General features: G+C 65.9%; 12 protein-coding genes. 6 read left to right on the plus strand and 6 right to left on the minus strand.

The annotated features are described in order from the left end of the window. Nucleotides 1-18: 18 nt before the first annotated feature. Nucleotides 19-1839, minus strand: a complete 1821-nt coding sequence (locus OIK40_RS03310) for a DUF885 domain-containing protein (protein ID WP_273676204.1) — start codon at nt 1837-1839, stop codon at nt 19-21. A 103-nt stretch (nt 1840-1942) separates the two neighbouring features. Continuing rightward, complete coding sequence (locus tag OIK40_RS03315; RefSeq protein ID WP_273676207.1) at nt 1943-2869, minus strand: helix-turn-helix domain-containing protein; 927 nt, start codon at nt 2867-2869, stop codon at nt 1943-1945. A 318-nt stretch (nt 2870-3187) separates the two neighbouring features. Here OIK40_RS03315 and OIK40_RS03320 point away from each other — a divergent pair, with 318 nt between their 5' ends. From OIK40_RS03320 to OIK40_RS03335, 4 genes are all read left to right on the plus strand, one after another. Further along, nucleotides 3188-4231: a quinone-dependent dihydroorotate dehydrogenase gene (locus OIK40_RS03320; protein WP_273676209.1), complete on the plus strand. Its 1044-nt coding sequence runs from the start codon at nt 3188-3190 to the stop codon at nt 4229-4231. A gap of 11 nt (nt 4232-4242) precedes the next feature. Then, entirely contained in the window at nt 4243-5964 is a 1722-nt protein-coding gene (gene ggt / locus OIK40_RS03325) for a gamma-glutamyltransferase (RefSeq protein ID WP_273676211.1), read from the plus strand. A gap of 180 nt (nt 5965-6144) precedes the next feature. After that, nucleotides 6145-7989 carry an AMP-dependent synthetase/ligase gene (locus tag OIK40_RS03330; protein ID WP_374211781.1) on the plus strand — a complete coding sequence of 615 codons (1845 nt, stop codon included), beginning with the start codon at nt 6145-6147 and terminating at the stop codon, nt 7987-7989. Next, nucleotides 7986-8372, plus strand: a complete 387-nt coding sequence (locus tag OIK40_RS03335) for a cupin domain-containing protein (protein ID WP_273676213.1) — start codon at nt 7986-7988, stop codon at nt 8370-8372. Before OIK40_RS03330 ends, OIK40_RS03335 begins: the two co-directional genes overlap by 4 nt. On the opposite strand, the gene OIK40_RS03340 is transcribed toward OIK40_RS03335, so the two are convergent. The 4 genes from OIK40_RS03340 to OIK40_RS03355 all read right to left on the minus strand — a co-directional run bounded on the left by OIK40_RS03340 (nt 8369) and on the right by OIK40_RS03355 (nt 10692). Then, nucleotides 8369-8881, minus strand: coding sequence for a hypothetical protein (locus OIK40_RS03340; RefSeq protein WP_273676215.1), 513 nt, complete (start codon nt 8879-8881; stop codon nt 8369-8371). The genes OIK40_RS03335 and OIK40_RS03340 overlap by 4 nt on opposite strands. A gap of 71 nt (nt 8882-8952) precedes the next feature. Next, the gene (locus OIK40_RS03345) at nt 8953-9252 is read right to left on the minus strand and encodes a GNAT family N-acetyltransferase (protein ID WP_273676217.1); all 300 of its coding nucleotides are present in this window, start codon (nt 9250-9252) and stop codon (nt 8953-8955) included. A 2-nt stretch (nt 9253-9254) separates the two neighbouring features. Continuing rightward, complete coding sequence (gene thiS / locus OIK40_RS03350; protein WP_273676218.1) at nt 9255-10241, minus strand: sulfur carrier protein ThiS; 987 nt, start codon at nt 10239-10241, stop codon at nt 9255-9257. 61 nt (nt 10242-10302) lie between these two features. Then, on the minus strand, nt 10303-10692 hold the full coding sequence (locus tag OIK40_RS03355) for a MerC domain-containing protein (RefSeq protein ID WP_273676220.1): 390 nt from the start codon (nt 10690-10692) through the stop codon (nt 10303-10305). Between the two features lie 133 nt (nt 10693-10825). Here OIK40_RS03355 and OIK40_RS03360 point away from each other — a divergent pair, with 133 nt between their 5' ends. Beyond that, nucleotides 10826-11908, plus strand: coding sequence for a COX15/CtaA family protein (locus OIK40_RS03360; RefSeq protein ID WP_273676222.1), 1083 nt, complete (start codon nt 10826-10828; stop codon nt 11906-11908). Then, the gene (gene cutA / locus OIK40_RS03365) at nt 11905-12234 is read left to right on the plus strand and encodes a divalent-cation tolerance protein CutA (RefSeq protein ID WP_273676224.1); all 330 of its coding nucleotides are present in this window, start codon (nt 11905-11907) and stop codon (nt 12232-12234) included. Before OIK40_RS03360 ends, cutA begins: the two co-directional genes overlap by 4 nt. Nucleotides 12235-12281 lie beyond the last annotated feature (47 nt).

A 12281-nucleotide genomic window follows, 5' to 3' on the forward strand; every position in this document is an offset into this window, starting at 1 on the left:
TTACCAATAGGCGCGACCCTATTGTGCGCGGCGCGACGCGATCCAGTGCGCGACATTCTCCTCCATGATCGACAGCGGCACCGGACCGCTTGTCAGGATCGTGTCATGAAATTCCCGGATATCGAATTTTGTTCCCAACTCGGCCTGTGCTTTTGAACGCAGCTCCATGATCTTGAGCTTGCCGATCATGTAGGCGGTCGCCTGACCCGGATAGACGATGTAGCGTTCAATCGCCTTTTCGATATCGCCCGGCGGGTTGGGCGTATTTTCGGTCAGCCAGCCGATCGCCTCCTCGCGGCTCCAGCGCTTGTGGTGCAGCCCGGTGTCGACCACCAGCCGCCCGGCGCGCCACAGCTCCATTCCGAGCCGTCCGAAATCGGAATAAGGATCGGTGTAGAAGCCCATGTCCTTGCCGAGTTCTTCCGAATAAAGGCCCCAGCCTTCCGAATAGGCGGTGACCCCGCCGAAACGGCGGAAAGCAGGCAGATCGCCAAGCCCGGTCTGGATCGAGCGTTGCAGGTGATGTCCGGGCAAGCCTTCGTGATAGGCCAGCGCCTCAAGCTCGTTCTTCGACATGTCGCGCAGGTTGTAGAGATTGACGTAATAGGTGCCGGGGCGCGAACCGTCCGGGGCCGGGCTCTGGTAGAAGGCTTTGCCGGCGCTCTTTTCGCGGAACGCCTCGACCGGCTTGATCACCAGCGGGTCCTTGGGAAGCGTGGCGAAGAATTCGGGCAGCCTGGCGGTCATCTGCGCCAGATGCGCTTCGGCATCGGCCAGATAGTCCTCGCGGCTGGTATGGAAGAAGCGCGGATCATCGCGGGTGAAGGCGAAAAATTCCTGCAAGGTGCCGTCAAACCCGACCTTGGCCATGATCGCGCGCATTTCGCCGTGGATGCGGTCAACTTCGCGCAGGCCGATGGCGTGGATTTCATCGGCGGTGAGACCGGTGGTGGTGTAGTTCTTCAGCAGCGCGGCGTAATACTTGTCGCCCTCGGCAAAGCGCCACACGCCGTCGTCCGTCGGCGCAATCGCCTGCTGGCGCTGCATCTCGGCAAGCAGGCGCCCGTAGGCGGGGGCGGCCGATGCCTCCCACGCAGCAACAGCTCCGGCATCCAGCGCAGCTTTTTGCTCCCCGGCGATGTCGAGAGCGGCGACCTTTTTGGCAAAGTCCTCCAGCACCGCGTTGTTGTTGCCCGCATCGAGCAGATTCTGGATGTCGGAAATGACATAGGCATAGACCCAGCGCGGCGGCATCACGCCCTTGTCGGCGCGCTCACGCGATTGTGCGGTGAGCGCGTCGATCAGCGGGCCGAGGCCGGCGATGCGCGCCCTGTATGCCTCGGCATCGGTCACGGTCGAAACGCGGTGGATATTGATTAGGAAGGCCGGCAGATCGCTCTGCGCGCCGTTCATCTGGTCGAAGATATAGCCGTAGTCGCGATAGGGCCGCAGCGATGCGCGGCGCGCGGCCATGGCCTCGAACAGGCGGTACGACAGCGCCTGCTGCGGATCCAGCGAGGCCGGATCGAAGCGCACCCGCATCGTCGCCAGCGTCGCATCGAGCAGCGCGTCGGCGCGCGCTTCGGCTTCATCGGACGGATCGTTCCACTTGCCGTAATCCGCATCCCGAATGCCGCGATAGGCCTTGGTCTGGGGCGAAAGCGCGAGAGTCGCCGCTTCATAGGCGGCGAAGAGTTCGTCGATCGACGCCTCGGCCGGCAGATCGGCGATCATCGCCGCAGGGTCGGCAGCCGCATCCTGCGCGATCAGCGAGGCCGGGAGCGCAAAGGCCAGGGCAAGTGCGGAAACCGGGGCGGCGAGCAGGCGACGAAGCGTCATGGCAGTTCCTTGATTCTGTCTTGTTTGCGACAACCGGGGCGCGATCTAGCCTTGCTCGGGCCAACCTGACAACCGCGCCGCGATGTCCGCGACTGCGGGCCGTTCAGGTGTTCAGTTCGCGCAGGTTCCGCGAACCGATCATTTCGGCAAGATAGGGGTTGGAAGGGTCGGTCAGCCGCGTCGGCGTGCGCCCGACGAAATGCGTGATCTCGCGGATCATGTGCGGCTGATCGAAAAAGGCTTCGGCCAGTTCGGCCTCGGCCTCGGGCGCAAGGTCAGGCGCGGAAAGCAGCGCGGCGGCCCGCAAGGCGCGGTATTTGCGCGCCAGCGCGCGCGGCGGCAGACCGAAATAACGCTCCACCAGACGCTGCACCTGCCGCGCGGAATAGCCTGCGGTTCCGGCCAGATCATTGGTGTCGGGATTGAAGGATGCCGCCAGCCAGCGGCCCACCGCCACCACCAGATCGAGATGGCGCGGATTGATCGGACGCGCATTGCGGCCGATGAAGTCTCCCACCGCCCGCGCGCAGTCCGGCCCGGTCATCGTGCCGCTGCGATAGGCGTTCAGCAGCGTCATACCGGTCTCCGCAAAGGCATCGCCCAGCACGCTGGCGGCAGGCAGCAGCCGGTCGCGATGCTCGCCTGCATGCAGACCTGTCAGCGCCGCCCAGCCGAGCGGGGTCAGTGCCGCACCGAAAGCATGAAACGGCCCCTCGACCACCATCGGCGTGGCCCGGGAGAGCGGGGTCAGCACGCCCACTTCGTGATTGGGATCGCGCCGCCCGTCGGCGAAATGCAACTCGCCCTTGCCGTGGGGAAACAGGCAGACCTGCCCGATCGCGGCGGGCTGGATATCGCGGATCACCGGCTCGTCGCAGCGGAAATGGTACAGCGTGGTAACCAGCGGCGCGATCGCCGCGGGCGGTTCGATATAATCGATGCTGATAAGGCCCGGCGGCGTCAGCGCCGCTTCAGGCGCGACAGGTTCATGTCGTGAGTCGGTTGCAGGCGGGGGCAGTGTGACGTCCATACAAGGCCGCAACGACTACCAAGCCATCTGTTTCCCTGTCAAAACCGCGCGTGCCCGAAAAAAGGGGCGGCGCTCCGCAAGGAACACCGCCCATCTGAGTTGAGGAACTCATTGCATTGCTGCTCCGAGCCCTTCGGGTCGCAGGGCAGCGTATAGCGGGCGAATCGTTCCGCCGATTGTATGCAAGCGACAGGAAACCGCGCCCGATCGGGCATGGCAACGTTAACATCCTGACGGATAGTGCCGAATCGGCCTCCCGATCGACAGAATTTCTTCGACGCTCGACAGCGGTGGCTGGCTGACATAGGCGCTGTGGCCATGCTGTTCCGCTTGCTGAAACCCGCCCTGTTCGCCCTCGATTCCGAAACCGGCCACCGTCTGGCTATCCGCGGCCTCAAGGCACTGCCGCTGCGCGGCCCGATGCCTGTTCCGGGCGGGTTGGGGATCACCGTGGCAGGCCTGTCTTTCCCCAATCCCGTCGGCGTGGCCGCCGGATTCGACAAGGATGCCGAGGTGCCCGACGCGCTGCTCGGCCTCGGCTTCGGCTTCACCGAAGTCGGCTCGATCACGCCTTTGCCACAGGCAGGCAACCCGCAGCCGCGGCTGTTCCGGCTGGTGGAAGATCAAGCGGTTATCAACCGCATGGGGTTCAACAATGCGGGCGCCGAAGCTGCGCTGGAGCGCTTGCGGGCGCGGGTCGGACGGCCGGGGATCGTGGGCGTCAATATCGGCGCGAACAAGGATTCTGCCGACCGCATCGCCGACTATGCGGTGATGGCCGCAAAGATGGCTCCATTTTCGAGCTATCTCTGCGTCAACGTGTCCTCGCCCAACACGCCGGGCCTGCGCGCCTTGCAGGATGAAGCGGCATTGAGCGCGCTGATCGATGCCGTGATCGCCGCGCGCGACGAATCCGCGCCCGATTCGCCGCCGCCGGTGTTTCTCAAGGTCGCGCCCGATCTCGAACCGGCCGATATCGACGCCATCGCCCGCATCGCGCTGGACAAGCGACTCGGCGCGCTGGTGGTTTCCAACACCACGATCTCGCGCCCCGCGCTGCGATCGCACCATGCGGGCGAGACCGGTGGGCTGTCGGGTGCCCCCCTGCGGGAGCTCGCGCTTGAGCGCCTGCGCGATTTCCGCAAGGCGACCGGCGGTGCGATCCCGCTGGTGGGCGTGGGCGGCATCGCCACCGCCGAGCATGCGTGGGAGCGCATCCGCGCGGGGGCGAGCCTGGTGCAACTCTATTCGGCGATGGTCTATGAGGGCCCCGGTCTGGGCGCGCGGATTGTCCGGGGGCTCGACAGGCTGATGCGGCGCGACGGCTTTGCCAGCATTGCCGAAGCGGTCGGAAGCGAATAGCACGCATCGCGATGCGTTATCTTCCTGCTTTCCTCGCTCCGCTGGCGCTGGCCCTTTCGGGTTGCGCCGCCACCCCGCCCCCGGCAGCGGTCGCCGCTCCGGCACCTGCTGCCGCAACCGGCGCCGTGAGCGCTGCCGATCCCCGCGCGGCAGAGGCGGGCGAGGCGATCCTTGCCGCAGGCGGATCGGCCACCGACGCGGCGATTGCGGTGATGCTGGCGCTGACCGTGGTGGAACCGCAAAGCTCCGGCATCGGCGGCGGCGGTTTCATGCTGCGTGCGGATGCTGGTAACGGCACGCTGGTCACCATCGACGGGCGCGAGACCGCTCCGGCCGCTGCCACGCCCAACCGCTTTCTTGGCGCCGACGGCAAGATCCTCCCGCGTGAAACCCGCGTGTTTTCGGGCCTCAGCGTCGGGGTGCCCGGCAATCTCGCGCTCGCAGCCAAGGCCCATTCGCAATATGGCAAGCTGCCCTGGGCGAAGCTGTTCGAACCCGCCATCGTGCTCGCCCGCGACGGGTTCGTCATGAACCGGCGGCTGTACGAATCGCTCGCCGGCAACAAGGGTCGCGCCGACCGGACCGATGCGGCACGCGCCATCTATTTCGGTGCCGACGGCGAACCGCTGCCGGTGGGTTCGACGGTGAAAGTGCCCGCGCTCGCCGCGACCTTCGAAGCGCTCGCAAAGGGCGGGCCGGAAGCATTCTACGGCCCCGAATCCGCCGCCGCGCTCGCCGCCCATGTTGCGGCCGACACCCCGCAGGACGGCAGGATGACCGCACAGGATATCGCCGCCTATACCGCCAAGGAGCGGCCGCCGGTGTGCATCCGCTACCGCGTCTATAGGGTGTGCGGCATGGGCCCGCCGTCATCGGGCGGGGTGGCCGTGGCGCAGATGCTCGGCCAGCTCGAAGGTTTCGATCTCGCCGCGATGGGCCCGGACAGCCCGACGTTCTGGCACCTGTTCATCGAAAGCCAGCGCCTCGCCTATGCCGACCGCGAGCTTTACGTGGCCGATAGCGACTTCATCGAAGTGCCGGTCGAAGGGCTGGTGGATGCAGGCTATATGCGCAGCCGCGCGGCGCTGATTTCAGCCGACAGCACGATTGCCAAGGCCGAAGCCGGCGTGCCGCCCGGTGCGCCGCTTGCCCGCGGCGACGGGCCGGAAGAACCGGAGCACGGCACCACCCATTTCTCGGTCGTGGACGCAGGCGGCAATGCGGTCAGCTACACCTCCACCATCGAAGGCGCCTTCGGATCGGGGCTGTTCCACCAGGGGTTCTACCTCAATAACGAGCTGACCGATTTCACCCTCACCCCCGAAGCGGGCGGCAAGCCGGTCGCCAACCGGGTGGAAGGGGGCAAGCGCCCGCGTTCCTCGATGTCGCCCACCATCGTCTATGACGATACCGGCAGGATCGTGCTGGTGATCGGCGCTGCCGGAGGCCCGACCATCCCGGTCACCGTAACCCGCGCAATCATCGGCGTGCTGGACTTCGGGCTGGGCGCGCAGGACGCACTCGCCCTGCCCTTCGCCATGGCTTTCGGAGACACCCTGCTGATCGAGGAAGGCAGCGCACTGGTGGCGATGCAGGATGATCTCGCCGCGCTCGGCCACAAGGGCTTCCGCATCTCGCCCGCGCCGATCAAGGCCAATGCGCTGGGCCTGCGGGCCGACGGCAGCTGGGAAGTGGCGACCGAACCGCGCTTCGCAGGCGTGGTTACGCCCTGACACATCCGGCAGGGGCCAGCGCCATGCGGGCGCTTGCCGCTACGGCGTTCAGGTTCTAATCTGGCTGCTTACGGGGCCGATCCAGAGCCCCGGCAACATGCTCGAAGGGATCAGGAGCCTTTGCCAGTGCATTCCCCCACCTTGCCTGCCCAAGAATCGGGAAGGGCCGCCCGCGTCACGATCAACCCGGCGGATGATCCGCTGCTGCAGGATATCGACGGCGCGCAGAACCTCGTCGAACTGTTTTTGAAGCGCGCCGATGCCAAGGGCGATGCACCTTTTCTCGGCCACAAGACAGGCGGGCAATGGGTGACGCAGTCGTGGCGCTCGGCGGCGGAGCAGGTGTGCCTGCTCGCAGAGGCGCTGCGGGGCATGGGACTGGAAGATGGCGACCGCGTCGCTCTGGTCAGCGAAAACCGCCCCGAATGGTGCATCGCCGACCTTGCGATCATGGCGGCGGGCTGCATCACCGTGCCGACCTACACCACCAACACCCGCCGCGATCACGCACATATCCTCGACAATTCGGGCGCACGCGCGGTGTTTGTCTCGACCGAGAAGCTGCTGGCCCCCGTGGTCGGCGCGATCGGGCAGACCGGCATGGTCGAACATGTAATCGGGATCGACAACTTGAAGCGCCAGCAGTCGGGCAGCTTCGAATATCACGACTGGGCCGCGCTGGTGACCGGCGATGCCGCCGCCGCGCGGGCTGCAGTGGACGAGCGCATTTCCCGTATCGAGCGTTCGGTAACCGCGTGCCTGATCTATACCAGCGGCACTGGCGGCGCACCGCGCGGCGTGATGCAGCACCACGGCGCGATCCTGTGCAATGTTGCGGGCGCGGCCGAAGTGTTGATCGAGGATTTCGGCATCCAGGACGAACGCTTCCTCTCGTTCCTGCCGCTTTCCCACGCCTATGAACACAGCGGCGGGCAATATCTCCCCATCGGGGTCGGCGCGGAGATTTTCTATTCCGAAGGGCTGGAGAAGCTCGCGAGCAATATCGAGGAAACGCGCCCGACCATCATGGTCGTCGTCCCGCGCCTGTTCGAAGTGCTGCGCACCCGCATTATGAAGCAGGTGGAAAAGCAGGGCAAAGTCGCCAATTTCATGATGGATAGCGCGCTCAAGATCGCCGAGCATACCAAAGAAGGCAGGAAGCGCCTGCGCGACAGGCCGCTGGACCTGCTCGTCGAAAAGACCCTGCGCCCCAAGATCCGCGCCAAGTTCGGCGGGCGGATCAAGGCAATGGTGTCGGGCGGCGCGCCGCTCAACCCCGAAGTCGGCAATTTCTTCGACGCGATGGGCCTCACGATGCTGCAAGGCTATGGCCAGACCGAGGCCGGGCCGGTGATCAGCTGCAACCGCCCCAAGGTCGGCCTGAAGATGGACACCGTCGGCCCGCCGATGCGCGGCGTCGAAGTGAAAATCGCCGAGGACGGCGAAATCCTCGTGCGGGGCGAGCTGGTGATGCACGGCTACTGGCGCAACGAGGCCGAGACTGCGCGCACGCTGCAGCATGATCCAGCCGATCCGACTGGCGCGCCGTGGCTCCACACCGGCGATATCGGGCACCTTGATCACAAGGGCCGGATCGTCATCACCGACCGCAAGAAGGACATGATCGTCAACGACAAGGGCGACAACATCGCGCCCCAGAAGGTTGAAGGCATGCTGACGCTCCAGCCCGAAATCGCGCAGGCGATGGTGAGCGGGGACAAGCGGCCCTATGTCGTGGGCCTGATCGTGCCCGACGCCGAATGGGCATTGGAATGGGCGCGGGCCAATGGCGAGAAGTTCGATCTGGCCGCGCTCCAGCAGCTTCCTGCGTTCAAGAACGCGGTGCGCGCGGCGGTCGATCGCACCAATGCCGATCTCTCGGTGATCGAGAAGGTCCGCCAGTTCGCCTTCGCGGACGAGGCATTCACCATCGAGAACGAGGAAATGACCCCGAGCATGAAGATCCGCCGCCACAAGATCCGCGAGCGGTATCAGGAGCGCATCGACGGGCTTTATCGCTCGTGAAGAAGCTTGCCGTTGCCACCGGCCTCGCAGTCGTCGTTGCGATATTTGCCACCACTGCGGGCCAATCGCAAAGCGCCGGGCTGCCTGATGCCTTGGCGGCAGGGTGGCAAGGTGAGCCGGTGTGCGAATTGCAGCATCAGGCCGCTACACACCGCGTCCTGCTGTGTACGTTTCCCCCGGGCGTCGGGCATGAGCGGCACTATCATCCTGCCCATTTCGGTTATGCCCTGAGCGGGGGCACAATGCGGTTGACCAGCGAAGCCGGCATCCGAGAGGCAGAGGTCGAGGCCGGCTCGAGTTTTTCGAGCACCGGCGTGGACTGGCACGAAGCGGTCAATATAGGCGAAACGACTGTCGCTTATCTGATGATCGAAGAGCTTTAGGCCGCCTCGAAATCGTCGACATATTCGGGGTAGAAGCCCGGTTCGCGCTCCGACCAGCCGGGGGCGGTGGCGGCGGCTTCGCTCAGGGATTGCAGTAGCATCTTGCGGCGTTCCGGGCGGATCGCCGGCAGCGCGCTGGCGGCGCAAAAGGCGGCCGGAAGGTAGGGCCGCACCTTGGCGCCCAGCAGGCGTTCGTAGAGGAAGCGGAAGGCGGAAAAGCTCGCCAGCCGTTCCTGCTCCAGATCGAAGGCGGCGATGCGCACCAGCTTGCCGAGGAAGCGTTCGATCTCGTTCGGGGTGCCCTCCACCGGGATCAGCGCGCGCAGAGCCTTCAGATCCTGATAGGCGACATATTGGCGGCGGATCGCGGTGTTCTCCGCCTCGCTGCGTCCCCAGCGGCGAAAGGCGTCGGTGCGGGCAAGGCCGATGTCGAGACTGCGCTTGATGTATCGCTGCTCGCACGGGGCAAACCCCGCAAATTCGCGCATCTCGGCAATCGGCATCATCATGGCATGCGTCTCCTTCGGACAAGGAGAACGTCGCACGCCATGGTTAATTTAGGGTTAGGTGAAAAGGGGCTTCAGCCAGCGATCACGTCGGCCCAGTCCGGGTGGCGCTGCGCCTGCGCCTTGAAGAAGGGGCACAGCGGCACGATCCGAAAGCCCTTCTCGCGCGCATCGGCGACCACGCGTTCAGCCAGCATCCGGCCGTAGCCGCGCCCGCGAAACACATCGGGCACGCCGGTGTGATCGACGATTACAAGGGTGTCCGAGGCACGCGAAAAGGTCAGTTCTGCTATCTCGCTCTCGCCCTCGGGGCGCAGCACATAGCGGCCTTTGCTGCCGGTTTCCTCGAGTTCGATCATCGGTGTATCGGCCACGGTCAGATCAATCCCGCGAGCGGGCTGCTGGGATCGGCATACATCCGCCGCGCCATGCGGCCCGCGAGGTAAGCTTCGCGTCCGGCCTCGACCGCGAGCTTCATCGCGCGGGCCATGCGGATCGGGTCTTTCGCCTCGGCGATGGCGGTGTTCATCAGGATGCCGTCGCAGCCCAGTTCCATGCCGACCGCGGCATCCGACGCCGTGCCCACGCCCGCATCGACCAGCACGGGCACCTTGGCACCCTCCACGATGAGGCGGATCGTCACGCGGTTCTGGATGCCCAGCCCCGAGCCGATCGGCGCGCCCAGCGGCATGATCGCCACCGCGCCCGCATCTTCCAGCTGCTTCGCCGCGATCGGATCGTCGGCGCAATAGACCATCGGATGAAAGCCCTCCTTGGCCAGCACCTCGGTCGCGCGGATGGTTTCGACCATGTTGGGATAAAGCGTGCGCGCCTCGCCCAGCACTTCCAGCTTCACGAGATCCCAACCCCCCGCCTCGCGCGCCAGCCGCAGGGTGCGGATCGCATCCTCGGCGGTGAAGCACCCGGCGGTGTTGGGCAGGTAGGTGATCTTCTTGGGATCGATATAGTCGGTCAGCATCGGTGCCTTGGGATCGCTGACGTTCACGCGGCGCACCGCGACGGTGACGATCTCCGCACCCGAAGCCTCGACCGCAGCGGCGTTCTGTTCGAAGTTCTTGTACTTGCCGGTGCCAACGATCAGCCGCGAGGTGAAAGTGCGGCCCGCGACTGTCCACGTGTCCGCCGCCGCGCCCTGATGATCGCCGCCGCCGACGAAATGGACGATCTCCAGCTTGTCGCCCTCGGCCAAGGGTGCATCACCCAGCGTCGAGCGCGGAACGATTTCGCCATTGCGCTCCACCGCGACCTTTTCGGGCACGAGGTCAAGCTCGCGCACGAGATCGGCAATCGTGGCGGCAGTGGTGCGGCGGGGATCGCCGTTGAGAGTGATGCTCTTGGTCATGGCGCGAGACATAGGCGCTCGCCCACAGGGTGCAACCACGAGTTTGAGGGGGAACGCGCGCTCAGTGCGCGGCGCGCAGGTTGAGCAAGTGGGCAACCGAGACCAGCCCCACACCGACCAGCGTCAGGCTGAATTCGTTCATGCCATGCGGCACCACCAGCGCCAGGGTCATGAAGCCCAGTCCCGCCGCTGCGACACCGAAAGGCACGACCCGGCGATGGCGCAGCGCACCCCAGCCGATCGCGATGGCCGCCACCAGCAGCGCCAGCAACAGGCCGACGCGGTGGATATTCTCGTCAAGCAGGAAGTGTCCGCCCAGCCCCAGCGCCGAAACCACCACCAGCGTGGCAATGCAGTGCAGGGCGCACAGCCCGGCAAGGCCGATCCCGACCTGATCGAGCCGGCGGCGCAGACTGGGCCGACTCGCGGCAGATGGAAGGATCGTCGACATGCTGTCGCCTCAGATATGTGATGTTGTTACATTCTGCAACCCCGAAGCGCCCCGCGATTTGCGCTTGCCGCACCGGGACTTGCGCCGAACAGTCTTGCGCATCGGCGCGCGCAGGCACAAAGAGCGCGACGCCATGGCCACTTCCGCCTCCGTATCGAACCTGTTCGCTGCCGCCCCGCGCGGCAAGGCGCGACCGCTCGCGATTGCCCGCTGGCTCGAGATCGTGGCCGCGATGGTGGTGATGATCGTGGTGGTCGGCGGCATCACCCGCCTCACTGAAAGCGGGCTATCGATTACCGAATGGAATGTGGTTTCCGGCATCCTTCCACCGCTGTCCGAGGCCGCGTGGCAGGCCGAGTTTGCCAAGTATCAGGCGACGCCCGAATACCGGCTGGAAGCGGCGCTGACGGGCATGACCCTGTCGGATTTCAAGTTCATCTTCTTCTGGGAATGGGTCCACCGGCTGATCGCGCGGGTGATCGGGCTGGTCTACGCCCTGCCGCTGGCCTGGTTCTGGTGGCGCGGCGCAATCCCGCAGGGGTTCAAGGGGCGGTTGCTGGCGCTACTCGCGCTCGGCGGGCTGCAAGGGCTGTTCGGCTGGCTGATGGTGCAGTCGGGGCTGGTCGGCGACATGACCGATGTGAGCCATTTCCGCCTTTCGCTCCACCTGCTGACCGCGCTGACGCTGCTTGCCGGTCTGGTATGGACAGCCCGCGACATGCGGTTGGTGGCACGCGAACCGTCGGCACGGCCGGCGCCGTTGACCGCAGGCAGCGCGCTGGTGGCGGGCGTGCTGTTCGTGCAATTGCTGCTCGGCGCGTGGGTCGCGGGGCTCAATGCCGGCCACGCCGCCTATGACTGGCCGCTGATGAACGGGCGGCTGGTGCCGGAGATCGACTGGTCGGGCGGGATTGTCTGGACGCTGACGCATGATCCGTTCCTGCTGCAATTCCTCCACCGCTGGTGGGCGTGGGTCGCGGTCGCAGCGCTCGTCTGGCTGGCGCGGCGGGTGCGCAAGACCGACCGCTTCGCCTCGGTCGCAGTGCACACCGCCTTCGGCACGATGGTGCTGCTCGGCATCGCGACCGTCATGAGCGAGGTCTCGCTGTGGATCGCCGCCGCGCACCAGCTGGTTGGCGCGCTGACAGTCGCTGCGACGGCGTGGGCAATGCACAGCGACGGGCTGGCGCGGCGCGCGGCGAAAGCGGACGGATGACCGGCGGCGAAGCGGACAGCGCGGCACTGGTGTGGTGCCCCTTTCCCGATCGTGACATCGCGCGCGCAGTCGCCGGAGAGTTGCTCGGCGAAGGCCTCATCGCCTGCGCCAATATTCTCGGCGACATGGAATCCGTGTTTTTCTGGGAGGGCGCGCGGAACAGCGAAACCGAAACCGGTGTGCTGTTCAAGACTCGCGCCGCGCTGCTCGATCGCACCATCGCGCGGTTGGGGGAACTTCACCCCTATGATACACCGGCAATTATCGGATGGCGCTGCGATGCGGGCCATCCATCAACCATCGCATGGCTGATGGCGACGCTTTGACGGTCCCGCAATACGGGTGAGGCGGGACAGGCAAGGCGGGCCGCAGG

Source organism: Erythrobacter fulvus, assembly GCF_028595285.1.
In the GTDB taxonomy this organism is placed as follows: domain Bacteria; phylum Pseudomonadota; class Alphaproteobacteria; order Sphingomonadales; family Sphingomonadaceae; genus Erythrobacter; species Erythrobacter fulvus.